Here is a 21,682-nt window from a genome sequence, read left to right on the forward strand (position 1 = left end):
GCTTCTAAGAAACTAGGGGGCAATTCATGAAGTTGGTGCCGATTGTAGGCGCTGCGTTTTTGCTTGTTGGCTGCGCAGGGCAAAAGACAATGTACGAGTGGGGTAGCTACCAGCCAGCACTGGTAAACTACGCAAAGAATGCAGATAAGACTGCGTTCGAAAAAGAACTTCGCGAAACCATCGCCAAGGCTGAGAAGAAGGATCGCGTTCCGCCGGGCGTTTACGCGGACCTTGGCTACCTGCTTATGGAGCAGGGAAAAGGCGCCGAGGCAGCGACCTACTTTGTAAAAGAACGCGAACGTTTCCCGGAATCCGGCGTTTTTATGACCAAACTTATTGCTGGGGCTGAAAGTCAGTCAGAGGAGACTGCGCAATGAAGCGGCTACTCGCCATTGCCGCACTTGCGGCCACGCCGCTGCTTGGTGCTTGTGCCGGAAACGCGCCTCCGTCGAAGGACTACACCGCCTATTACGCTCAGCAACCAGCCTCAATTCTCGTTGTTCCTGTGATCAACAATTCGAACGAGGTCGATGCCTCCGACTTGTTTTTTGCCACGATGGCTGCACCTCTGGCCGAGCGCGGATATTACGCCTTTCCAACCAATGCCATCAAAACCCTCATGCAGGCAGAGGGGCTAGGCGACCCTGGTTTCGTTCATCAGGCAAAGGCACAGGATCTGGCAGGGTTGTTCGGGGCCGACGCAGTTCTTTATGTAGAAGTGCTTGACTGGAGCTCGAAATATCAGGTCATCTCGTCGTCGATCGAGACTGAGTTCCTTTACACTCTCAAGTCAGGCCGCACTGGCGAGGTGCTCTGGCAAGATCAACAGGAGTATGTTTACGCTCCGAACTCGTCGTCTGGCAACATTTTCGCCGATTTGCTCGCAACAGCAGTTACTGCTCTAATCAACAATACCAGATCTGATTTTACTCCGATGGCGATGCAAGCAAATCTGGCTGCTCTGTCTGCACCAGGTCAGGGCCTGCCTTTCGGTGAACGTAATCCACTTTCACGGAACAACCGTAAGTCTTGGCCCGCGACCGGCTCAGGCCTTCTGACGGATTCCCGTCAAGAAGCTGTTGCCGCACCCGGCTTGCTCGCTCCTAAGGCGGAGGAAGTCAGTACTACTAAGGACGCTGAAACGAAGTAATTTAAAGAAAGCTGCATCCCGGTAGTGTCCTTGCTACTGTCGGGATGCAGCGATGCTCAAGTGAAATATCTTTGCGTCCTCCGCCGGCCAAAATGTACCCATCCGGTGAGCCCCGCCTTGTCCGGTGAGTGAACGACCGGTCTTAAGAGCGCTCGTATGAGCGAGCTTAGGAGCGCAGCATGGGGCAGATTACGGTGATGACGGGGCCGGAGCGGCGGCGTCGGTGGCGGGACGAGGAGCGCTTCAAGATCCTGGCCGAGGCCTTCGCGCCGGGCGCATGTGTCGCGGACGTAGCCCGGCGGCGGGACGTATCGACCAGCCTGATCTACACCTGGCGGCGCAATCTGCGACGCGAACAAGCCAAAGGGGCATCCCTTCCGATGGTGGAGGCAGCCTTTGCCCAGGCGGTCCTCACTAAGGACGAGAAGGTGGACGGCTGTGATCGCTGCGGCGTGATCACCGTCGAACTGGGCGAAGGTCGGCGCGTTCGCATTTCGGCCGAAGCTCCCGCTGCACTGGTCACCGCGACCTTGAAGGCGCTGCGGTGATCCCAGCGGGCGCGCGGGTGTGGATCGCCATGGGGCACACGGACATGCGCAAAGGGATGCAAGGGCTGGCCTTGCAGGTCCAGCAGGGCCTGAAGCGCGATCCGCATGGGGGCGACCTGTTCGTGTTTCGCGGACGGACGGGATCGCTGATCAAGATCATCTGGCACGACGGGATAGGCATGTCGCTCTATTCCAAGCGGCTCGAGAAGGACGCTTCGTGTGGCCCTCGGCGAAGGACGGGATCGTCTCGCTGACCAACGCGCAATTGTCCTGCCTGCTGGAAGGGATCGACTGGCGTAACCCGCAGTATTCCTGGCGCCCGCAGAGCGCCGGATAGACCAGCCACTTTCTTCGCCTTCCGGCGCATTTTCGGCTTCAATGCTGCGCCGATCTGTGATTCCATGCTCGTCATGGACACGGCCGCATCGCCCCTTCCGGACGACGTCGAAGCGCTCAAGGCGCTGCTGTCCGCCGCGCTTGAACGCGCCGACGAGGCCGAGGCGCGCCTCGCCAATGCCAGGGCCCGCGAGAGCGCGACCGAGGCGATGATCGCCCACCTCAAGCTGCAGATCGCCGCTGCGCCGCGAGCAATATGGCGCCAGTGCCGAGCGCAGCCGTCGACTTCTCGACCAGCTTGAGCTTCAGTTGGAAGACCTCGAGGCCGATGCCTGCGAGGATGACCTAGCCGCCGAAGTTGCCGCCGCCAGGACAGCCGACGTTGCCGCCTTCGCGCGCAAGCGGCCGAGCCGTAAGCCGCTCCCCGCACACCTCCCGCGCGAGCGCGTTGTCATTCCCGCACCGTGTTCATGCCGGTCCTGCGGCGGCGTGCGCCTGTCGAAGCTGGGCGAAGACGTGACCGAGACGCTCGAAGTGATCCCGCGCCAGTGGAAGGTGATCCAAACGGTACGCGAGAAGTTCTCGTGCCGGGATTGCGAGGCGATCACGCAGCCTCCAGCGCCGTTCCATGTCGTGCCGCGCGGATGGGCCGGCCCCAGTTTCCTCGCCATGCTGCTGTTCGAGAAGTATGGCCAGCATCAGCCCCTCAACCGCCAGGCCGAGCGCTTCGCGCGCGAAGGCGTGGCGCTCAGCACTCGACGCTGGCCGACGGTGGGCGCGGCGGCCTTCGCCCTGATGCCGCTCTATCGACGGATCGAGGCGCACGTGCTTGCGGCCCGGCGGCTGCATGGCGACGATACAACCGTGCCGGTCCTGGCCAAGGGCAAGACCGATACCGCGCGCCTGTGGGTTTACGTCCGCGATGACCGGTCCTTTGCCGGCAGCGATCCGCCCGCAGCCCTGTTCCACTATTCCCGCGACCGGCGCGGCGAGCATCCTCGGGCGCATCTGGCGTCCTGGGCCGGGATTCTGCAGGCTGATGCCTATGGCGGCTACAACGAGCTCTACGCGCCCGGCCGTCAGCCCGCACCCGTGACCGAGGCGGGTTGCTTTGCGCATGCACGGCGCAAGTTCTTCGAACTCGCCGACGTCGAGGCCGCCGCACGCAGGAAGAGCCGCGGCGAGCGTACCGGCATGATCTATCCGATCGCGTTGGAAGCTGTGCAGCGCCTCGATGCCCTGTTCGAGATCGAGCGTGGCATCAGCGGCAAGGCCACCGAAGAGCGCCTCGCCGTCCGGCAGGACCTCAGCGCACCGCAGATGGCGGATCTGCACGCCCGCTCACCGCCCAGCTCGCGAAGCTCTCGCGCAGCCACGATCTGGCCAAGGCCATCAACTACATGCTCCGACGCTGGGGGGCCTTCACCCGCTTCCTCGAAGATGGCCGGATCTGCCTCACGAACAACGCAGCCGAGCGGGCGCTGCGCTGCGTGCCCCTCGGGCGCAAGGCATGGCTGTTCTGCGGCTCCGATCGCGGCGGACAGCGCGCCGCCGTGCTCTATACGCTGATCCAGACCGCCCGGCTCAACGATGTCGATCCGCAGGCCTGGCTGGCCGATGTCCTCGCGCGCATTGCCGAGCATCCCGTCAACCGGATCGACGAACTGCTCCCCTGGAACTGGCAAGTCCGGCCCGGAGTGCTATCGCAGGTGGCATGACCGCCCGATCGACAGACAGGCCCACAGCCACCGACAGTTTCCTGCAGATCGCAAGGCTGCGCATCGAGCTTGAGGACAGCGATCCGCCAATCTGGCGCCTGGTCGAAGTGCCGACCTCGGTCACTCTCAAGGTCCTGCACGACATCGTGCAGGCCGCGATGGGATGGTTCGATTACCATCTCTGGGAGATGCGCATTGACGACCAGACTTATGGCCTGCCGATGGAAGACGACTGGGGAACCGCTCCGCGCAAGATTGCCGCGCGCATCCGCCTGCGCGACGTACTCGCTCCCGGCGCGACCACGATCGCGTATTCCTACGACTTTGGTGACGACTGGCAGCACACGCTCACCTTGAGCGACGTTCGGCAGGGAGATCCGGCTCTCGCCTATCCCCGCTTCATCGGCGGCGAGCGCGAGTGTCCACCCGAGGATTGCGGCGGGATCTCCGGCTTCTACGAGATGCTGGAGATCAGGTCTGATCCCACGCACGAGCAGCATATCGAAATCAACGACTGGCTCGACGGCTACGACCCGGACGAACTCGACATCTTGCCGATCGAAGCGGGGCTCGCTCGTATCGCTGTCAGACGCAACGCCGCAGCAAAGCGCATCATCAAACCAAAGGCGACCTAGCCACGGCCACTGCGGCCTTCACCGGATGGGTACGCCAAAATTTGGAGAGCAGCATTGGCTGATTCTCATCACAGCCGTAGAGTGAACGTCGGCTTACCCAAGGCGGCCACTCCAGAGCCGACTGTCGCGAATGTCCCAAGGCCCGCCCTTATTTGCCGCCCGTCGAACTCATGTGGATAGGGCAGGTGGTCTCGCTCTCCTTCTCCTCCGCCTTCGCCGCGCAATCGGCGAACTTTGCGCGCTCCTCGTCCGGTAATCGCAGGAAGTGAGCCACTTCCTCCCAGCGCTTCTCATCGTAGACCTGCATAAGGCGCTGACCGGCAGTCCAGCCATCGCGCTTCATGGCCGCCACAGCGGATTTTTCGCGCCAGTGCCAACTGTCCGGTACGATATCCAGGGCGACAGTTGGGGCAGAGAACATCAGTAGTGCGCCCATCACGAAGCCACCACCCAAAACGTAGAGAAGCAACTTGTCCTGTTTGTATGCCTCCCGAGCTGAATAAACGACTTCACGGATCGAGTTTGCCTCGATGTTCAGCTCATTGCGTGCCCGGGTCCAGGCGACTTGCTCCGCCTGCCGCGCTTCATGTGCAGCCGCCTTGATCTGGCTGTTTACACGTTCGGGCGTCAAGGTCATCGCGGGCTGGCCCTTCAGGGATAGGACCTCTTTCCCGAGTTGATTGATCCGCCCATCGATTCTGGCCAGATCCGTGCTGTAGTCGCGCTCCTGCAGGTGATCGAAGCGCGCAGCAAAGCCATCGATGGCCGCCGACATGCCTGCAAGACGGCGGTTCATGGCCTCGAACGCTTCGGCAGCGTCGAGCTCTTCAGGTGGGTTGGTTTCAGTCATGCGCGAAGGCTACCGCTCAAGCCCGCGTGAGCGCGAGCGGCTGATCCAATCCTGCATGTCCCGAGACAGGGTACTGCCTTCGCGGGGCTTGAAGCCCAGCTCATAAGATCTCCTGTGGAGCCGGGATTCCAGTTCCGGATCGCGATGAAAGCTCTTCGACAGGTAATCGATTCGTTCCGCCGCGCGTTCGGCGCCGAGGGGATCGCCCATCTTCTGCATGCGCAGGAACTGGCGGGTGCGGGTCTGCCATTCTTCGATGAAGCGATCGGCTCGCTCATCGCCCGCGACACGGATCTCGCTCTCCAGGCGCATCGCTTGAATGGCTCGCGCGCTTTTGCCCTGGGCCGCCTCATCGATCAGCGACGGGTCCTTGTTCATGGCGGCGTACATGTCCTCTGCCGCGTGCGGACGCTGCGCATCGAGGCTTTTGGCCGCGCGATCGAGGGCGTGCACCTGGCTGATAATCGGATTGAGCCGCTGGCGCTGCATCCGGTCAATGTCGCGCAGCGCCCGCCCGTAGCGCGCGACGGCGGCGTCGAGTGGCTGGGCTTGTTGAATGGCCGGTTCCGGCTGCACCTTGAAGCGCATCCCGGCGAAGGGATTGCGCCGAACCTCGGGTTCGTTCTTCGGTGTCGGCGCTGGCTCCGGCTTCGGCACCTGCTCGGGCACGCGGGTGTAGTCGGAGACCATGTCCTTGCCGCGCTCCCGGCTGAGCGCGCGGACAAGCCGACTGCGCTCGGCAAAGTCGTCCTTGCTATAATGCAAATCGACCTGCGTCCGGTGGCGCGACAGCGCGACATACGAGGCATGCCGATCGAGCCCCGGCGTTGCCAGCACATGGACCCGGTCCACCGTCATGCCCTGCGACTTGTGGATCGTCGCTGCGTAGCCGTGATCGACGTGGGCATAGTCCTTGATGTCAAAAGCGACCGACCGCCCATCATCGGTGCGCACGCGCATGTCGGCGGCGCTGGCATATTCGACGGTGCCCAGCGTGCCGTTCTTTACGCCAAGGCTGCGCTCGTTCTTGAGGAACATCACGCGATCGCCCGAGGCGAAGGTCCGCTCGCCGCGCTCGACTGTCAGCCCCACGTCCTGCCCGAGCATCTGCGCGACGCGCAGGCGGTTGCGCGCGGCCTCGTTGAGTTCGCGCACTTCATCATTGGTGTGCGTGAGGATGATACGGCTGGCGTCAGGATGCGCTTGCCGATCCGCGTCCCAGCGATCGATCAAATTGGCGCGCGCGTCCTCGCGCGTCTCGGCGGCATGAACATGCCCCGCGTCTTCATAGGCGGCGAGTGCCTCACCGGTTCGACCCGTGGCAAGCTGACGCGTCGCCTCGCGCTGCCATTCTTCGGACTGCCGGCGAATAGCGGTGATCTCGACCGCGCCGTGCCGCTCGGCGATACTGCGGAACGAGGCGCCCGCCTCGATCGCCTGGAGCTGCTCGGGATCGCCGACAAGCACGATCTTGGCGCCGCGCTTCTCGGCCTCGCGCATCACGCGCTCCATCTGACGCGTGCCAATCATGCCCGCCTCGTCGATGACAAGAACGGACTTGCTGGTCAGCAACTCGCGCTCCTTTCCCCACTGGTGTTCGAGACTGGCGAGCGTTCGGCTGGCGATGCCCGAACCCTGTTCAAGGTTCTCAGCCGCTATCCCTGAGAGCGCTGCGCCGTGGACCGAATATCCCGCCGAGTGCCAGGCCTCGCGCGCAACTCCGAGCATCGCGCTCTTGCCGGTCCCGGCATAGCCGATGACACTGCTGATCCCACGCGCATCGGTGACATGCTCGAAGGCCCCGCGCTGCTCGGGCGAGAGCACCATGCCGCGCGCCTCGGCGCGCGTGAGCGCGCGGTCACGATGCCGGTCGGGCACGCTGTGATGACGTTCGGCATCAAGCCGGACGGTTTGCCGTTCAAGCCGCTGTTCGGTCTCCAGCATGGCGCGCGAGGTGAAGCGGTCTTCGCCGCGCCCGTCCTTGCCCAGCTTCACCAGCTCGGGTGAGGCCCTCACCACGGCCATGATCTGGTCGAACTGGTCCTTCCCCTCGCTGTGGCGGTGGACGAACATCGCAAGGTCGCGGTTGGTGAACGTCGACTGCTGGTGCGTGATCGCATCGAGCGCGATGTGCGGGGCCGCGAGCAGCTTCTCGCCGTTGGCCCTTGCAATGGCGTGGTGCTCGTCGAGGCGTTCACTTTCGAGCCCTTGTTCGAACATGCGCGAAGCGGCTGGGCCGATCTTGTTCTGTGGCTCCAGCTCGATGCCTTGCGCTTCCAGCGAGCGGTGATCGACACGCGCGTCGATATCGAGTTCGGCCAGCCGGGTGTTGACGTGCTCGGCCCAGGCTCCGCGCCAGTGCGTGAGCAGCTCGGTGCGGTTCCAGTCGCGCACCTTCGCGCCAAAGCCCTCTTCGCTGACTTCGCGCAAACTCAGCATCACATGGGCGTGCGGCTTGGCCATGCCGTCCGTTCCCATGTCCCAGTGCACATTGAGATCGGCAACCATGCCCCGGTCGACGAACTCGCGCTGAACGAAGTCGCGCGCCAGTTCGATGCCATCGGCCTGCTTCATCTCGCGCGGAATGGCGAACTCGACTTCGCGCGAGAGCTGTGCGTCCTTGCGCTTCTCGGCCGCCTCGACGTCGTTCCACAGCCGCTCGCGGTCATGCCATTCGTCGGGTGCGTGCTCGGGGAGCAGGACTTCGGAATGGACGACGCCGGCCTTGTTGGTGAAGTCGTGGCTGCGCTCTAACCGCGCATCGTGGAGCCGCGAGGCCGAGCGGTAGGCGGCGGCGGCCACGGCGGACGATCCGGCGGCGCGGGAAATGACTTTGGCCGAGAAGTGGTAGATCGCCATGGCGACCTACCAATTACCCCTAAAAGCGCACGTCGGCACGACGTATAAGCGCGCCCTCGAACGATTTCATCGCACTCGGGAACACGAAATCCCAGAGCATTTCACGCTATTGAGGGGGGCTGAGACTCCCGATAGCGGAATGGTCCGACTTCCTCAACGAAAGGACGGACCATGCGCAAACCCAGGGACTACGATGCCGAGCTGAAGGCGCTGACCGACAAGGCAAAGCAACTCAAAAGCCGCAAGGTGAGCCAGCTTGGCGAGCTGGTCACCGCGACCGGCGCCGATGCTCTCACGGCAGAAGAACTGGCGGGCGTTCTGCTCGATGCCGCCAGCAACACGGACGCGGCACGAAAGGAGGCCTGGCGCAAACGGGGCGCGGCGTTCTTTTCGGGCGAAGGGAAAGCAAAGGCTCGCCAGCGAACTGAACGCGAGCCGCGCCGCGCTCCGACGGAACCGGGCAGCGCGCAACCGCTGTTCGATGGGCCAGGCGCGGCATGATAGACGGGAATGGCAGGTGAAGCGGCGCGAACGTACCCGCCAGCTTATCGAACTGGGCGGGCTGGTCGTGAAAGCCGGACTTGTCGAGCTAGCCGACGACGATCGCGCCGTGATCCTTGGCCTGCTTGTCGAAGCCGCAGCCAGGCTGCGAACCGAGGATCGTGAGCAAGCCCTGACGCTGTGGCGGCGAAGGGGCAAGCGGGCCTTCGCCCAAGACGCCGTCGCGTAGCCATCACACCGCACAAAACGGCCCGCTACTGAACCGGCCTTGGCGTAGAGATTCGCGTCTGGTAACGTGCAAGGGCGCTGCGCAAAGGGCAGCGCCGGGACTGGTAATCCCGCGAAAGCAAACGGCTCGGAAAACTCAGTTTTCCGGGGTGCCGTCGCGTATGTCCAAACCTTCGGGTGAAAGGCGGCGGCGCATGTGCTTTCGCATGTTACCAGCTCCGGCGGCTCCCGCGCCCAGTGTGCGGGAGTTCGGGACTGGTCCGCATGATGTCTCGCCTCTTCCGCTCAACCGCCCAGATGCGGACCCGGAGGTGCCGATGGACAGCATTGTTTCTGTTGCTTCACCCGATGAGATCGCCGCTGTTTCCGCAGCGCTGCGTTCCCTGCCAAACGACAATTCCGCGCTCGCTGCGCTCTGGAAGATCTACGGTGCACAGCCCGTTCGGTTGCTGCGCACCCAGGAGGGGCGAAGCCTCAGCCGGGCGCGCTACGAACGGGCGCTGGAATTCATGCACGGGCTCGAACCCAATGGCCGGAGCGACTGGCCCTATTTTCTCTACACCGCCGGGATCGTGACGCAGCTCGCGCTTTCCTCGCATCTGCTCGATGTAGGCTTTCCGGACAGCTGGTGCGCGCGGCATGTCGGCCTGCATGTCGATCGTTCGCTGGCTTATGCGAACGTCACGGCGTTTGGCTACGATTGCCCCGAGACGGAGCGGTTGATGCAGGTGCTCTCGCCGTACTGGAAATGGAACCAGCAGAATGTGGTTGGCGGGCAGCTACCGGACGATGGCGGGTTCACGCCGGACACGGTTCGCGCGTTGGTCTGCGGGCTCGTCGATCATGTGTGCCATGTGACGGGGCATGCGCGATCGCGGGGAAGGGCACGGGGCAGGCCTTCTTGATCCTGGGAGAAGAGGTGACGCGACCCCAGGCTTTCCTCCAGAGAGGGGAGGATTAAAGCCGGAGTGACGTCCCCCTCGCCCATTCCCTGCGGCAAAATGATCAGCCGTCCTTCAGGCGGACGGAGTACTCACCACGGCAGGGAGTGATAGAACTCTCTGACGGCAGCGAAGCGTTCTTCGAAGGGCGGCAGGTCGGACACTTCGAGCCGTAGCGTTTCCCAATCCCGCTGCGCGCGTTTCGCCACCTCCGGGTCATCGATCGACTCGCGCGTCGGCTCGATCTCGCGTGATCGGCACTTTTCGATCAACGTCTCCAAAATCGTTGTTCGAAGCGCATCGTCCGGCGGGTTGTCGTCGAGTAGCAAAGCGATGTCATAGACATCCTGTCGCCGGTTTCTGTTGCGGATCGGCTGTTGCAGAAGCGCACGTAATTTTTCGGCGATGAGCTCGGCGAGCGTGAACGCGCGGAGGGCAGCATCCGCCTGTCCCAGATTCAGCTCCTGGAACGCGTAGACCTGATCGCGAAAGCTGACCTCGACGAACAAGATGCGGCTCGCTTTTCCTTCTGCCAGCGCCGCTTCCTGCTTGCTGCCCCGCTCTGCCGAACCCACGCGCAACTCGAGCGCTGGAAATTCAGCATTCTCGAACAAATTGGAATGTGGGCGTCGCTTCACGCCCTGCACCCGGCAGACGAGATCAAGATAACCAAGCTTGATGGCCGCCACGCGAAATTTCGCATTGAGCTCATCTCTTAGCAGGTCGTCGAAGCCATCCGGCGGTACGGTCGCAGAGAAGTCGACATCGCCAGTCACGCGGCGCGAACCGAAGGCGAGTGCCATGAGCGTGCCGCCTTTCAAAACAAGGCTCTGATTAAGCGAAGGTGAAAGCCCGATTGCAGCGAGGACGATCTCGGTAACTTGTCGGTCTCGATATAATTGGGGGTCGGCGCGGGCATTTTCGACCCATGCGCGAACATCGACATCGACGATTTCGACGACTGGGTCCATATTAGGCATTGAGCGCTATCATCCACTTCTCCGAAAAGACATGCCCGTATGGCGCCTGCGGGTCGAGCTTGCGAGAGCCTCCCCGCTGTGCGCATCGCGTCCATCCATTGATGTTCGGGTGCGATAGACCCAACATCTCATCGAGGATGTAGCCGGCTCGCACCTTCACGATCGGGCTGTCGGTCGTATCCACTGCGGCAACGATCTCATCGAACCATTGTTCGGCGTGCCGATCGTAACAATCTAGCACATGGCGAATACCGCCGCAGAGCTGCGGTTGGTCGAGCATGTCGACGAAGACACGACCGATCGTGGCGATCCTGCTGACGCTCCCGGCGATAGGTACCGGTTCGGCAGGATGCTTCGATTCGTGTATGATAACCTGGCGACGTCGAACCTGTTCGCGAATGCCGATCTTGCTGAGTTGCGGTAAGAGAGATCCGGCTAGCTCGCCTTCGTAATCCTCGGCCATCTGGACGTCCCGCATATGTGTCCATAGCGTGCGAGCTGGTGTTGTAACGTGCAGCGCCTCGGGCGAACGATCCGTGACGCCATATCGCTGCATGGCAGACAGATGCGAAATGTACGAGAAGGGATCGACAAGGCAGATAGCCTCTTCCGCAGTGGGCGCTGCCGCTGCCTGAACGACGCGCCATACGCCAGCTTTGAAGTCTTCGTCTGGCGCGAGAACCCTACGCTTTTCCAATGTGCGGATCATCGCGCGGAGTTGAGGCTGCGACCAGTAGGTTGGGAGGCGCAGAATCCGCTCTCCGGAATATTGCCCGGCGGCCAAAAGCGGCTGGACCCGCTGATATAGCTGGTACTCGGTAACGAGCGGAAGATCGGCCTCTTCCAGCATTCGAGCAATCGCCTGACTAAGGTAGAGTGACACAGTACCGAACTCCATACGTCCTTAGGACGTATGGAGTTCGGTACATGAACTGTCAAGCGTTACGGCCAATCAGTACGTAAATAATTGGTAGTTTCGATGCAGCACGGGATGCTTTACGTCCTTAGGACGTAAAGCATCCCGTGCATGAATGACCTGTATTCAGCGCTGCTCGCCGCTATCATCGCCAGCGCCGGTTACCGCAAATTTTCAACGCCCTCCTGCGTGCATTTGGAGCAGCCTCCCGCGCTCAGCGCCTTAGCTGCGTTAAGTCGAACTCATTTGCTATTGGGCAAGAAAGATGTCGCTTGAGAGAAGCATGGCGGCAGTCTCGGGCCACCATATCGCGGACATATTACTCGGTAATATTATTGATCCGTATATCGCCTGCCCTACGCCGACAAAGGGTCGATAGTCTTGAGCGGGGCATTTGCACATGGGTGCGACGCCATTCTGTTGCGACCGTTGCCCTACAACACTGGCGTGTCCGCTTTTCTGGCACAACTGGTCAGAAGCCTCCATTCTGCCTTCAGCCCGAATTGAGTTCAGATCTGCGTGGCCTGTATGCCGTATCGCCGTCCATCCAGCATTGCGTTACGCTGAGTGATTCGGTCAGATATTCGGTATATCGGGTGGCTCCCGATGCCTGTTGAGACGGCCTGCGAGCAAAACGTCAAAATGGAAATTCTGGCGACATGTTTTTTTGATCATCCCCGATCGTCCTTAGACGTCCCGGATCGTTCACTTCGCTAGGTTCTGCGCTCCCGGCGATGTCTGCATACCCTTGATCCCGGCTCGTTTTAGCCCATTCTTGTTCGTGGCCGGCCAGTCCACCTCACCAAATCGGAGGACATGCCACATGAATATGATGTCGCCACCTGACCGCTTTCTTCGCCTCGGCGATGTGCTCGACCGTACGGGGCTTTCCCGCGCGACCCTCTATCGCAAGATTCAGAGCGGGACCTTTCCGAGGCAAGTACGCCTCGCCGAACGATGCTGCGGCTGGCGCGAAAGCGCCGTCACCGAATGGATGCGCAATCCCATCTTCTACTCAGTTGATGACTTCCCGCCACAGGCATGAGCAGCCACCCCAATCCAATTGGAGCCTGGCGCGCCCGTTTGCTCACCAGCCCTTGCGCTTCTGCCGATCCAGCGACAGGCTCAACATGAAGAAGGTACGGCCCATCTCGATCTCCACCCTGCGCACGCTGATGTCGAAGCACGCGGCGATCTCGTCGTAGGACCAGTTCTCGTAGCGCACGAGGCAGAACAGCTGACGGTGGAAGCGCGGCAGCGAATGGACCGCCCGCGCCATCCGCCGCACTTGCGGGTCCTCATACTCGGGGAAGGCATCGCGCAGGAACACTTCGCGGATAAGCTGCTCCAGCTGGTAGAAACGCCGCATCATGCCACGTCCTCCCCGAAAGCCAGTAGGTAGTCGGCGCCCTTGCTGGCCGCGCTCGCCGCCCGGAAGATAGCCTTCTCGTCGGCGCGCAGGACTTCAAGCCACGCCCCAATGTAATCGGAATGGCGAACCGTGGGCTCGATACCCAGCGATGCGCAGGCAAAGGCGGATGTCATCTCCGCGACGAGTTCCTCCTTGGCGTACAAGGCTGAACCAAACTTACCGCTCTGATCGCGCTCCAGCCGTCCCTTGCCGCCAGCCCAATGGCCAAGCTCGTGCAGCGCCGTGCGAAACCAGTTCACGGGCTCATGAAAGGCTGCCTGCGGGGGCACCTGCACATAGTCTTGCCTGGGCGAATAGAAGGCTTCGCTCCCGCCGATCCGGAAGTCGGCACCGCTGGCCCTAATCAGCTTGTCCACTTCGGCAATCGCCATCACGGGATCAGGCACCACCGGCTCGTTGGCATGCTGTTCGGGCAACCCTTCGATCTGGTCGAGATTGAACACCGTGAAGCGCTTCAGGAAGGCAATCGTACGCGCCTCGCGGTCCTCGCCTGCGGCCTTCGCGGCTTCGTCCTTTGGGGTGAAGCGATCAGCATAGCAAATGACCGTGCCTTTCTCTCCGCGCCGGACATGCCCGCCTGCCTTCTCGGCCTGCTTGTAGGTAAGCCAGCGCTGCGAGGTGAACTGGCGCTCCACCGCCTCGCACCACAAGATCAACACATTAATTCCGGAGTACACCCGTCCAGACACCGCGTTGTGCGGCATCGTGCATGCACACCGGGCCTTGTCCCAAGGCTGCACCCACGGAAGGCGTCCTTCTTCCAGCTCGGCGATCACACGTGCGGTCACCTCGCCATAAAGGCTCTGACGGTCGGCCATAACTCCTGCTCCTTTCCTCAACCGCCATTGACCGGCGCCAGGGTGGCGGGGGGCGGCAGGAGCAGACCAGAAGCCCCGCCGGCTAAAAGCGGGGCGCACCCGAAGGGGCGAAACGAAGAGGAGCACCCGGGAGCGCAGCGGACGGGTTGCGCGCCGTCGAGGCGGGGCTAGAGGGCCGCGACGCCCCCCGCCACCACGGAGCCGTCAAGGCTCAACGCCGCCGCGCCTCATGCGCGGTGACCATTGACGGGATGCCAAGGGCAGTCCGCAACCTGACAGGGATCGTCACGGCTCTGCCGACGAGACGGCGGCGCAGCCGGTGGCTCGGTTGAGACCGAGCGAAATAGAGCCCGGCCGCGCCGCAGGCGCGGGTCAGCCCCCGCCTACAACCTGCTACCAACATCGAACCACAAGATACCCTCTGAATTTTCATTCCAGCATAGTGACTTAGTCACCTCGTTGAGGAATAGGCCCGCGCCCTCGCGATCGGGCTTCACTCGCCCGGCAAGCCTCACACCCTGGCCGAAAGAATTCCATGCCCCGCCCCAGCTCCCAGAAACCAACAGCGGCCTCAAAGCAGGGCCAGGGCAAACGGGGAGCGAAGCGCAGGCAACCGGCCGAACGTCCCGTTGCGCAGTTCCACGAATGGGAGGAACCAGACAGCTTCGACGAGGCTCTGCGCCTGCACCTGAAACGCTTCAACGAAACAAGCCTTCTCCTCCATCGCGCGATCATTCGCCCCGACGAGACCTTCCATACCGACACGCTCAAGGGCTGGAGCCGGGGCAAGCGTCTGCCCCGCAACGTCGCGAGCCTGGACGTGCTTGCGCGCATCGAGGCGCGCTACGGGCTGCCTTCGGACTATTTCAAGGCGAAGCTGCCGCATCCAGGACGCGCTCCCGCCGATCACGGCGTGCGAGGCATTGCCCCGGCCGAACAGCGCCGCCTGTCCTGGCATTTGCCAGACGATTTCGCCCAGCGCTCGCGCAAGGAGCGGGCGGAAATCCTCGAATGGGTCCGCACCGTCATCGTTTCCGGTTCGACCGAATATCGACGCTATCAGGCCGATGCCGCCAAGCTGCGCTATGGCCTGCGGTTCCCTTCGCTGACCGGGCGCAAGCCTCAAGGCCGACCGGCACCGATACAGGGCCAGGACGAAGACGGCGAAGCGCTTCCCGGCACCAGCCTTTCCCGCACGGCAAAGGAGGCTCCGCCGCGCCTCACCGGCGAACTCGCGGAACTGATCCGATTCAAATCGAGCACGCTCACCGACATCGGCTTTCACCGGAACGGGGTCTGGAACGACGAGACCATTCAACAGAAGGTAGAGCACCTGGGCCTTCTGTTCGGCGCCATGCACGCCGGGCCGGATGACGCTGTCGCGGGTCTCGGCGTTCCCGCAGGGCAGCTCACGCTGGCCCTGCTCGTGTTTCCGCGAACCTGGGACTGGTATATCCAGTGGCGCGAGGCACGGCGCGGCTTCTTCACCCGTTGGGAGGTGGACATGCTTCGCCTCGGTGCGGCGCTGACCCGCAAGCGTACCGGATGGTTGCGCCAGATGCCCGAACTGGCAATGCGGCTTCTGCCTATCGAGGGCCTGCTGAGCGCGGCCGACGTTGAGGCCGCGCGGCAGGACTGGGATACGGCCTGCGACCGGCTCCACGCGCACGCCGTCGCCCGGGCCAAGGAAATCGAGCGCGTCGCGCGCGTGCATCGCGATCCCTTCGAGCCCATCCTGCCCGTTCTCGAAGCGGACAGCCCGGTGGGCGAGTACCGCAAGATCGCCGATGAAGTTCTGCGGCTCGCGCCCGATCCCGATCGCTATCCGCGCGCGGCGGCGGAAGCTGCGCGCGCGTTCCTGCTCATTCGCCTCGGCCTCCATCTGGGCTTGCGGCAGAAGAACCTGCGCCAGCTCATGGTCTGCCCGCGTGACCGCCTGCCCCGGTCCGAGCGTCAGCTCGAAGCGCTGAAGCGTGGCGAGATCCGCTGGAGCGAACGCGACCACGGCTGGGAAGTCGTCATCCCCGCCAACGCCTTCAAGAACGCGGGGTCCTCGTTCTTCGATGGCCGCCCGTTCCGGCTCGTCCTTCCGGACCTGGGAGGCCTGCACCGGCACATCGACGAATTCATCCGCCGCCACCGCCCGGTGCTGCTCGGCACAATCGCCGATCCGGGCACCTTCTTCGTCAAGACCACCAAGGTCACCAGCCGAACCGCAGAATACGACCAGAACACCTTCTACGAGGCCTGGCGGCTCGTGATCCAGCGCTACGGCATTTTCAATCCCTACACGCAAAGAGGCGTCATCAAGGGACTGCTTCCGCACGGGCCGCACAACATTCGCGACGTTCTGGCGACCCACATCCTCAAGCAGACGGGGTCATACGAGCGCGCGAGCTACGCGATCCAGGACACGCCCGACATGGTCGCCAAGCACTACGGGCGCTTCCTTCCACAGGACAAATCGGCCTTGGCAGCGCAAATTCTCAATCAGGTCTGGCTCGCCGCGTGATCTTTCGTTTATTTCGAATATGCGCTAACGAAGATTGCTCTTCGGAGAGCCATCATGACACCTCCCGCGAATTCCAGGCCGTTGAACGGCGACATCCCTTCAGTTGAAGACCGCCAGATTGCCAACCAGCTTCGCGACCTGCTCGCGGTCCAGAAGTCAGATGAGGCATCCCTGAGCGTACAGGCAGGGGAGTCCGGGAAGTCGGTCGATATCAAGCTCACACCCACCTTGTTCGATCTGCTTCGCGAAATGCTTGACCAAATCGGCAAGGGTCATGCGGTGAGGCTTACGCCGATCCGGGCAATGCTGACGACACAGCAGGCCGCAGACCTGCTCAATGTGTCGCGCCCGCACCTCGTCAAGCTCCTGGACCAGGAAACAATGCCTTACACATGGGTCGGCCGGCATCGCCGCATCCAGGCCGACGACGTGCTCCGCTACAAGGCGGACAGAGATCGTCTCCGCTCGCAAGCATTGGACGAGCTAATTTCTGATGATGCTGATCTGTTGTGAAGTCGTCTGCGTGACAGCAGGGTCGTTGAAATCCAAGCCGTAAGCCTGTCATTGCACGCTTGCCGCGCAAACGACCTGGCCGTTGCCGAACCATTATGCTTGCAGCTTGTTATGGACTTGTGACCGCAATGGTATCGTTCATGCGAGTGGTTCAGACAGCAGAAATTTCGAATGTGCTATGCACACATTAACTCGAAATTTTGAAACCAACGAATATCAACGTCGTTGAAGAGTCACGTTGACCGTCACACTATATGTGACATATCTGGTGTTTCAGCGCATATGGAGGAAGGCATGCTCGAATACGCAGACAAGCCTGACGCGAAGAATCGCGAACCCCGCAAGGCGAAGCCGAAGCGCGAAATTGACCGCAAGAAGCTCCGTGCGGAAATCAATACCAAGTTTTCCAAGTCGCTTGCCTATCTGGCTCAGTGAGCGAACCATACTGGATCGACGCCGATCAGGTCGTCGAAATTCACGAAGAGCAAATCGAACTTTATGGAGGTCCCCACGGTGTGCGGGACCTCACTCTCGTTGAAAGTGCCGTCGATCGGCCCCGCACGCTTTACCACTACGAAGGCGAAGAAGATGTTCTCGTTCTCGGAGTGCGGCTCGGACTGTCGATTGCCGACAATCACGGCTTCATTGACGGGAACAAGCGCGCTGGCGCCTTCGCCATGCTCGAATTTTTCGCCATCAATGGCTACGGCCTAGACATGCCGAATGACGAAACCCTGGGGCAACTCTTCAAGGCGGCCGTCACCGGAGATATACGCGAGAGTGATCTGGTCGCTGAACTTGATCAATATCTGGTCGAAACCGCCGAAGACTGAGAGCCACCTCCCTGCACTGGCGCAGGATTGCTGAGCGTGCTGGCCGAACTTCAACTCCAAGACCGCGACGATGTCCGGTTCCCACCACGCTCACGCGGGCCCCGCCGCGTGTCCTCGCGGATCGCGTCGCCCCGGCGTGTGCGCACCGGACCCGTGCCCGCAGGACGCCCGTGACCAGTTCTCCTGCCAGCCGCCTTGCGGAGCGTATCGAGATTGTCGGACCACCACTGCGCCATTTCGACGCGCTCTTTCCAGTGCATGCCGCGATGATAGGCAGCACGCACCTTGTTGCTGTCGCCGTGGGCCAGCGCGCGCTCGATGGCATCGGGCGACCACTGCCCCGATTCATTCAGGAGCGTGCTCGCCATCGCCCGAAAGCCATGCGCCGTCATCTCGTCGCCCGAGAATCCAAGCCGGCGCAGGGCCGCATTGATCGTGTTCTCGCTCATCGGTCGCCGCCGACTGCGGATCGAAGGGAAGACATAGCCAGTCGGCCCTGAAATCTCCTCGACCCGGCACAGGATTTCGATGGACTGGCGCGAAAGGGGCACCTGATGCGCACGGCGCATCTTCATCTTCTCGGTCGGAATGGTCCAGATCGCGGCATCAAAGTCGACCTCATGCCATTCCGCATGGCGCAGTTCGCCGGGGCGCACAAAGACGTGCGGGAGGATCTGCATGGCAAGCCGGGTCAGTTCCTGCCCATCATAGCCGTCGATGGCGCGCAGCAGTTCACCGACCCGGTCGGCCTCGACGATCGCGCCGTAATGCTTGGGGCGGGGCGCGATGAGGGCGCCGCGCAGGTCGCGCGTGGGATCGGAGACGATCCGGGCGGTTGCGACCCCATAGCGAAAGACGCGCCCGGCAAGCTGCAGGACGCGCTTGGCCGTCTCGTAGTTGCCCTTGGCCTCGATCCGCCGCAGCGCGACGAGAATCTCGATCGTGGTGATTGCACCGATCGGCAGCCGCGAGATCGCCGAGCCAAGCCGGGTGATGTAGTATTCGCTCTTCGTGGCCGTCGATTCCGACATGCCCTCACGCCGCCGCTTGTCGATGAATTCCTGGGCGACCTTGCCGAAAGGATCATCACCGCTGGCCTGGGCCAGATAGTTGGCGAGGATCTTCTCGCGCGAAGGATCGATGCCTTCGAGAAGCTGCAGGCGGGCCTGGTCGCGTCTGGCGCGCGCCTCGGCCAGCGAGATAAGCGGATAAGGGCCAATGGCCAGCTTCTTCTCGCGCTTCTCCCAGCGGTATTTCATCCGCCACAGCTTGCTTCCGGACGGGTTGACCTGAAGGTACAAACCGGCGCCGTCACCCAGCTTGTAGGTTTTCGCCTGGGGTTTCGCGTTCTTGATGGTAAAGTCGGTCAGCGACATGATTGGGGGCCTCGTCCCGAATTGAGAATCGCGAGGCCCCCAAATATGCCCCAAAAGGATGGGCAGTCATGAGATGGCGGCGGACGCGATGAGCAGGAAGGCCCTAAAAATATCGCAGTTTTCTGCGGGTTACAACGCTCAGTGAGATGTGATGAGGTGTAATCCATGGTGGGCGGTGAGGGGCTCGAACCCCCGACCCTCTCGGTGTAAACGAGATGCTCTACCAACTGAGCTAACCGCCCGCAGGCGCTGTTGCGCCGCAGAAGAGGTGCCCATTACGCCATTTTGCGAGGGCGTCAAGCTCTCTTGCGTGACAGGGCCGTTCGGCTGCGCGAAAGGTTCTCCACGATATCGCACGAGACGAGGTGGTGCGCCTGCGCGCCCGATCGTGTATTCGTGACGAGGCCATGTTCAGATTCAAGCGCGCTCCCGAACCGACTGAGCCGGTCGCGGACACCCAGCCTCTTTCCGACAATGCCCCGGGCGTCGATGCCGCGCCCGAGACGCCGCGCGCCGGGCGTTCGCGCTGGTGGTGGATCTCGCGCGGGGTGGCAGGCGTCCTCTTTGCCTTCCTGCTCCTGATCGCCTGGCTGGCCTTTACCGCGCCGCTCTCCAAGTCGCTCCAGCCTGTCTCGCCCCCTCAGATCACGCTACTGGCGGCCGACGGCACACCGATCGCGCGCAACGGGGCCATTGTCGCCGCGCCCGTGAAGGCCGCGGACCTGCCCGACCACGTCAAGCAGGCCTTCATCGCGACCGAGGACCGGCGCTTCTACGAGCACTGGGGGATCGATCCCTACGGCATCGCGCGCGCGGCCTGGACCAACCTCACCACCGGGACCACGCAGGGCGGCAGCACGATCACCCAGCAGCTCGCCAAGTTCACCTTCCTCTCGCCCGAACAGAGCCTGACGCGTAAGGCGCGCGAGTCGCTCATCGCGTTCTGGCTGGAAGCCTGGCTGAGCAAGGACGAGATCCTCGAGCGCTACCTTTCGAACGCCTATTACGGCGACAACACCTATGGTCTGCGCGCGGCCTCGATGCACTACTTCCACCGTCGCCCCGAACGCCTGCTCCCCGGGCAGGCGGCGATGCTGGCCGGACTGATGAAGGCGCCCTCCAGCCTTGCACCGACCAACCATTACGAGGCCGCAGAAAAGCGCATGCGCGTGGTCCTCGCCGCGATGGTCGATGCCGGCTACATGACGCGCGAGGAAGCCGCTGCCATTCCCCCTCCCCCGCTCGACGTGCGCGACGGCAATGATCTTCCTACCGGCACCTACTTCGCCGACTGGGCGTTGCCCCAGGCGCGCAGCATGACCGAACAGGGCTACGCCGCGCAGACGCTGACGACGACGCTCGATGCACGTCTGCAGCTGGCCGCCCGGCGCGCCATCGACAGCGCCGCACTGGGCTCCGCGCAGGTCGCGCTCGTCGCCATGCGCCGCAACGGCGAGGTCGTCGCCATGATCGGGGGCAAGGACTACGCCAAGAGCCCGTTCAACCGCGCGACGCAGGCCAAGCGGCAGCCCGGCTCCACCTTCAAGCTGTTCGTCTATCTTGCCGCGCTTCAGGACGGCTGGAGCCCCGAGGACACGATCTCGAACGCGGCCATCGAGACCGGCGGCTACCGCCCCAAGAACTCAGGGGGGCACTATTCGCCCACGATCACGCTGGAGGACGCCTTCGCGCGGTCGAGCAATGTCGCGGCCGTGCGCCTGTTCCAGCAGGTAGGCGATGAAAAGGTGATCAAGACCGCACGGCGCCTGGGCATTACCGAGCCCCTGCCCGAAGGCGACCCCAGCCTGGCGCTGGGGACCGCGACAATGCCGCTGATCGAACTGACGGCCGCCTATGCGGGCGTGGCCGCCAACAGCTTCCCGGTCGAGCCACGCGCCTTCCCGGTCGAGGAGAAGGGCTGGTTCGCCCGCCTGCTCGATGGCAAGCACAGCCTGTCCAAGTCGCAGCACGCAGCGATGGAGAAGATGCTGCGCGCCGCGGTCAACCGGGGAACGGGGCGCGCCGCGATGCTGCGCTCGGCCAACTTCGGCAAGACCGGCACCAGCCAGGAGAACCGCGACGCGCTGTTCGTCGGCTATGCGGGCGATTACGTGGTGGGCGTGTGGGTCGGCAACGACGACAATTCCCCGCTCGGGCGGGTGTCGGGCGGCTCGACCCCGGCACGCATCTGGCGCAGCTTCATGCAGCAGGCGCTGGGCGAGCGTGCGGCTCCCGCAGCCCCCAAGCCGCGCCCCGAAGGCCCGGTGCAGCCGCTCGACATCGAAGGGCTCGACCAGATCCCCGACGGCGGCCTGCCGCTGGGCGAAGGCAACCGCCTGCGCATCGAGGACGGAACCGCGATCATCACCACCGACCTCAACGGATTGCCGCTCGATATCCAGCTCGACAGCGAGGGCCTGCGCTTTCAGGGCGAACGAACGCTGGAGGAGGCGCGCCGGAGGATCGAGCGGGAGGCCGAAGCGCCGCCGCCCGCAGGGCCATGAAGGAGTGATTCAAGGGGCCATCGCCCCTTGAC

Annotated in this window: 21 protein-coding genes, 1 tRNA gene and 2 pseudogenes; 16 read left to right on the forward strand and 8 right to left on the reverse strand. The window is 62.9% G+C overall.

What is annotated here, in order from left to right:
* Positions 1–26: 26 nt before the first annotated feature.
* The 6 genes and pseudogenes from HT578_RS11125 (at position 27) to HT578_RS11150 (ending at position 4,387) form a co-directional block, all read left to right on the forward strand.
* A complete protein-coding gene (locus HT578_RS11125; RefSeq protein WP_039390458.1) occupies positions 27–377 on the forward strand; it encodes a DUF4810 domain-containing protein in 351 nt (116 codons plus the stop codon).
* Positions 374–1,150 (forward strand): GNA1162 family protein, encoded by a 777-nt coding sequence (locus HT578_RS11130; RefSeq protein WP_052322166.1) that lies wholly within the window; start codon positions 374–376, stop codon positions 1,148–1,150. The genes HT578_RS11125 and HT578_RS11130 overlap by 4 nt, the downstream gene beginning before the upstream one ends.
* 179 nt (positions 1,151–1,329) lie before the next feature.
* A complete protein-coding gene (gene tnpA / locus HT578_RS11135; protein WP_039396105.1) occupies positions 1,330–1,698 on the forward strand; it encodes an IS66-like element accessory protein TnpA in 369 nt (122 codons plus the stop codon).
* Between the two features lie 56 nt (positions 1,699–1,754).
* Positions 1,755–2,035 (forward strand): annotated as a pseudogene (tnpB, locus tag HT578_RS11140) (IS66 family insertion sequence element accessory protein TnpB).
* A gap of 73 nt (positions 2,036–2,108) precedes the next feature.
* Positions 2,109–3,752 (forward strand): annotated as a pseudogene (gene tnpC, locus HT578_RS11145) (IS66 family transposase).
* Entirely contained in the window at positions 3,749–4,387 is a 639-nt protein-coding gene (locus HT578_RS11150; protein WP_039396108.1) for a plasmid pRiA4b ORF-3 family protein, read from the forward strand. The pseudogene tnpC and the gene HT578_RS11150 overlap by 4 nt, the downstream one beginning before the upstream one ends.
* A gap of 148 nt (positions 4,388–4,535) precedes the next feature.
* Here HT578_RS11150 and HT578_RS11155 read toward each other — a convergent pair whose 3' ends face one another.
* Positions 4,536–5,237, reverse strand: coding sequence for a DUF6118 family protein (locus HT578_RS11155; protein WP_213499485.1), 702 nt, complete (start codon positions 5,235–5,237; stop codon positions 4,536–4,538).
* A gap of 9 nt (positions 5,238–5,246) precedes the next feature.
* Positions 5,247–8,096 carry a Ti-type conjugative transfer relaxase TraA gene (traA, locus tag HT578_RS11160; RefSeq protein WP_213499487.1) on the reverse strand — a complete coding sequence of 950 codons (2,850 nt, stop codon included), beginning with the start codon at positions 8,094–8,096 and terminating at the stop codon, positions 5,247–5,249.
* A gap of 171 nt (positions 8,097–8,267) precedes the next feature.
* Between traA and HT578_RS11165 the strand changes: the two genes are divergently transcribed.
* The 3 genes from HT578_RS11165 (at position 8,268) to HT578_RS11175 (ending at position 9,730) form a co-directional block, all read left to right on the forward strand.
* Complete coding sequence (locus HT578_RS11165; RefSeq protein ID WP_039390453.1) at positions 8,268–8,597, forward strand: conjugal transfer protein TraD; 330 nt, start codon at positions 8,268–8,270, stop codon at positions 8,595–8,597.
* A 16-nt stretch (positions 8,598–8,613) separates the two neighbouring features.
* Entirely contained in the window at positions 8,614–8,826 is a 213-nt protein-coding gene (locus HT578_RS11170; RefSeq protein WP_039392162.1) for a conjugal transfer protein TraD, read from the forward strand.
* Positions 8,827–9,142: 316 nt separating this feature from the next.
* Complete coding sequence (locus HT578_RS11175) at positions 9,143–9,730, forward strand: hypothetical protein (RefSeq protein ID WP_052322165.1); 588 nt, start codon at positions 9,143–9,145, stop codon at positions 9,728–9,730.
* Positions 9,731–9,858: 128 nt separating this feature from the next.
* Here the strand turns inward: HT578_RS11175 and HT578_RS11180 are convergent, their stop codons facing one another.
* The gene (locus tag HT578_RS11180; protein WP_039390452.1) at positions 9,859–10,737 is read right to left on the reverse strand and encodes a nucleotidyl transferase AbiEii/AbiGii toxin family protein; all 879 of its coding nucleotides are present in this window, start codon (positions 10,735–10,737) and stop codon (positions 9,859–9,861) included.
* Between the two features lies 1 nt (position 10,738).
* A complete protein-coding gene (locus tag HT578_RS11185) occupies positions 10,739–11,644 on the reverse strand; it encodes a type IV toxin-antitoxin system AbiEi family antitoxin domain-containing protein (RefSeq protein WP_039390451.1) in 906 nt (301 codons plus the stop codon).
* Between the two features lie 129 nt (positions 11,645–11,773).
* Here HT578_RS11185 and HT578_RS11190 point away from each other — a divergent pair, with 129 nt between their 5' ends.
* Both HT578_RS11190 and HT578_RS11195 read left to right on the forward strand, forming a co-directional pair.
* Positions 11,774–11,938 carry a hypothetical protein gene (locus tag HT578_RS11190; protein WP_159108041.1) on the forward strand — a complete coding sequence of 55 codons (165 nt, stop codon included), beginning with the start codon at positions 11,774–11,776 and terminating at the stop codon, positions 11,936–11,938.
* Between the two features lie 556 nt (positions 11,939–12,494).
* A complete protein-coding gene (locus HT578_RS11195) occupies positions 12,495–12,707 on the forward strand; it encodes a helix-turn-helix transcriptional regulator (protein ID WP_422394395.1) in 213 nt (70 codons plus the stop codon).
* Between the two features lie 42 nt (positions 12,708–12,749).
* Here the strand turns inward: HT578_RS11195 and HT578_RS11200 are convergent, their stop codons facing one another.
* Positions 12,750–13,034, reverse strand: a complete 285-nt coding sequence (locus HT578_RS11200; protein ID WP_039390447.1) for a sigma factor-like helix-turn-helix DNA-binding protein — start codon at positions 13,032–13,034, stop codon at positions 12,750–12,752.
* Positions 13,031–13,912 carry an ArdC family protein gene (locus tag HT578_RS11205; RefSeq protein WP_039390446.1) on the reverse strand — a complete coding sequence of 294 codons (882 nt, stop codon included), beginning with the start codon at positions 13,910–13,912 and terminating at the stop codon, positions 13,031–13,033. Before HT578_RS11205 ends, HT578_RS11200 begins: the two co-directional genes overlap by 4 nt.
* A gap of 535 nt (positions 13,913–14,447) precedes the next feature.
* On the opposite strand from HT578_RS11205, the gene HT578_RS11210 reads away from it, so the two are divergent.
* From HT578_RS11210 to HT578_RS11225, 4 genes are all read left to right on the forward strand, one after another.
* On the forward strand, positions 14,448–16,424 hold the full coding sequence (locus HT578_RS11210) for a hypothetical protein (RefSeq protein ID WP_039390444.1): 1,977 nt from the start codon (positions 14,448–14,450) through the stop codon (positions 16,422–16,424).
* A gap of 54 nt (positions 16,425–16,478) precedes the next feature.
* Positions 16,479–16,937, forward strand: coding sequence for a helix-turn-helix domain-containing protein (locus tag HT578_RS11215; protein WP_039390443.1), 459 nt, complete (start codon positions 16,479–16,481; stop codon positions 16,935–16,937).
* Between the two features lie 294 nt (positions 16,938–17,231).
* Entirely contained in the window at positions 17,232–17,372 is a 141-nt protein-coding gene (locus HT578_RS11220) for a hypothetical protein (RefSeq protein WP_159108040.1), read from the forward strand.
* Entirely contained in the window at positions 17,369–17,770 is a 402-nt protein-coding gene (locus HT578_RS11225) for a type II toxin-antitoxin system death-on-curing family toxin (RefSeq protein WP_052322163.1), read from the forward strand. Before HT578_RS11220 ends, HT578_RS11225 begins: the two co-directional genes overlap by 4 nt.
* A 50-nt stretch (positions 17,771–17,820) precedes the next feature.
* On the opposite strand, the gene HT578_RS11230 is transcribed toward HT578_RS11225, so the two are convergent.
* Together HT578_RS11230 and HT578_RS11235 are read right to left on the reverse strand one after the other, a co-directional pair.
* Positions 17,821–19,146 (reverse strand): tyrosine-type recombinase/integrase, encoded by a 1,326-nt coding sequence (locus HT578_RS11230; RefSeq protein WP_084592021.1) that lies wholly within the window; start codon positions 19,144–19,146, stop codon positions 17,821–17,823.
* A gap of 166 nt (positions 19,147–19,312) precedes the next feature.
* Positions 19,313–19,388, reverse strand: a tRNA-Val gene (locus HT578_RS11235).
* A 165-nt stretch (positions 19,389–19,553) separates the two neighbouring features.
* Between HT578_RS11235 and HT578_RS11240 the strand changes: the two genes are divergently transcribed.
* The gene (locus HT578_RS11240; protein WP_213499489.1) at positions 19,554–21,650 is read left to right on the forward strand and encodes a transglycosylase domain-containing protein; all 2,097 of its coding nucleotides are present in this window, start codon (positions 19,554–19,556) and stop codon (positions 21,648–21,650) included.
* Positions 21,651–21,682 lie beyond the last annotated feature (32 nt).

It is taken from the genome of Novosphingobium decolorationis (assembly GCF_018417475.1).
Classification (GTDB): domain Bacteria; phylum Pseudomonadota; class Alphaproteobacteria; order Sphingomonadales; family Sphingomonadaceae; genus Novosphingobium; species Novosphingobium decolorationis.

Bases quoted from the DNA above. Each gene is read 5' to 3' on its own strand.
- HT578_RS11215 (WP_039390443.1), top strand. From the start codon at position 16,479: ATGACACCTCCCGCGAATTCCAGGCCGTTGAACGGCGACATCCCTTCA.
- HT578_RS11180 (WP_039390452.1), bottom strand. From the start codon at position 10,737: ATGGACCCAGTCGTCGAAATCGTCGATGTCGATGTTCGCGCATGGGTC.
- traA (WP_213499487.1), bottom strand. From the start codon at position 8,096: ATGGCGATCTACCACTTCTCGGCCAAAGTCATTTCCCGCGCCGCCGGA.
- HT578_RS11195 (WP_422394395.1), top strand. From the start codon at position 12,495: ATGTCGCCACCTGACCGCTTTCTTCGCCTCGGCGATGTGCTCGACCGT.
- tnpA (WP_039396105.1), top strand. From the start codon at position 1,330: ATGGGGCAGATTACGGTGATGACGGGGCCGGAGCGGCGGCGTCGGTGG.
- HT578_RS11240 (WP_213499489.1), top strand. From the start codon at position 19,554: ATGTTCAGATTCAAGCGCGCTCCCGAACCGACTGAGCCGGTCGCGGAC.
- HT578_RS11220 (WP_159108040.1), top strand. From the start codon at position 17,232: ATGCTCGAATACGCAGACAAGCCTGACGCGAAGAATCGCGAACCCCGC.
- HT578_RS11200 (WP_039390447.1), bottom strand. From the start codon at position 13,034: ATGATGCGGCGTTTCTACCAGCTGGAGCAGCTTATCCGCGAAGTGTTC.
- HT578_RS11205 (WP_039390446.1), bottom strand. From the start codon at position 13,912: ATGGCCGACCGTCAGAGCCTTTATGGCGAGGTGACCGCACGTGTGATC.
- HT578_RS11210 (WP_039390444.1), top strand. From the start codon at position 14,448: ATGCCCCGCCCCAGCTCCCAGAAACCAACAGCGGCCTCAAAGCAGGGC.
- HT578_RS11190 (WP_159108041.1), top strand. From the start codon at position 11,774: ATGAATGACCTGTATTCAGCGCTGCTCGCCGCTATCATCGCCAGCGCC.
- HT578_RS11175 (WP_052322165.1), top strand. From the start codon at position 9,143: ATGGACAGCATTGTTTCTGTTGCTTCACCCGATGAGATCGCCGCTGTT.
- HT578_RS11125 (WP_039390458.1), top strand. From the start codon at position 27: ATGAAGTTGGTGCCGATTGTAGGCGCTGCGTTTTTGCTTGTTGGCTGC.
- HT578_RS11185 (WP_039390451.1), bottom strand. From the start codon at position 11,644: ATGGAGTTCGGTACTGTGTCACTCTACCTTAGTCAGGCGATTGCTCGA.
- HT578_RS11150 (WP_039396108.1), top strand. From the start codon at position 3,749: ATGACCGCCCGATCGACAGACAGGCCCACAGCCACCGACAGTTTCCTG.
- HT578_RS11155 (WP_213499485.1), bottom strand. From the start codon at position 5,237: ATGACTGAAACCAACCCACCTGAAGAGCTCGACGCTGCCGAAGCGTTC.
- HT578_RS11230 (WP_084592021.1), bottom strand. From the start codon at position 19,146: ATGTCGCTGACCGACTTTACCATCAAGAACGCGAAACCCCAGGCGAAA.
- HT578_RS11130 (WP_052322166.1), top strand. From the start codon at position 374: ATGAAGCGGCTACTCGCCATTGCCGCACTTGCGGCCACGCCGCTGCTT.
- HT578_RS11165 (WP_039390453.1), top strand. From the start codon at position 8,268: ATGCGCAAACCCAGGGACTACGATGCCGAGCTGAAGGCGCTGACCGAC.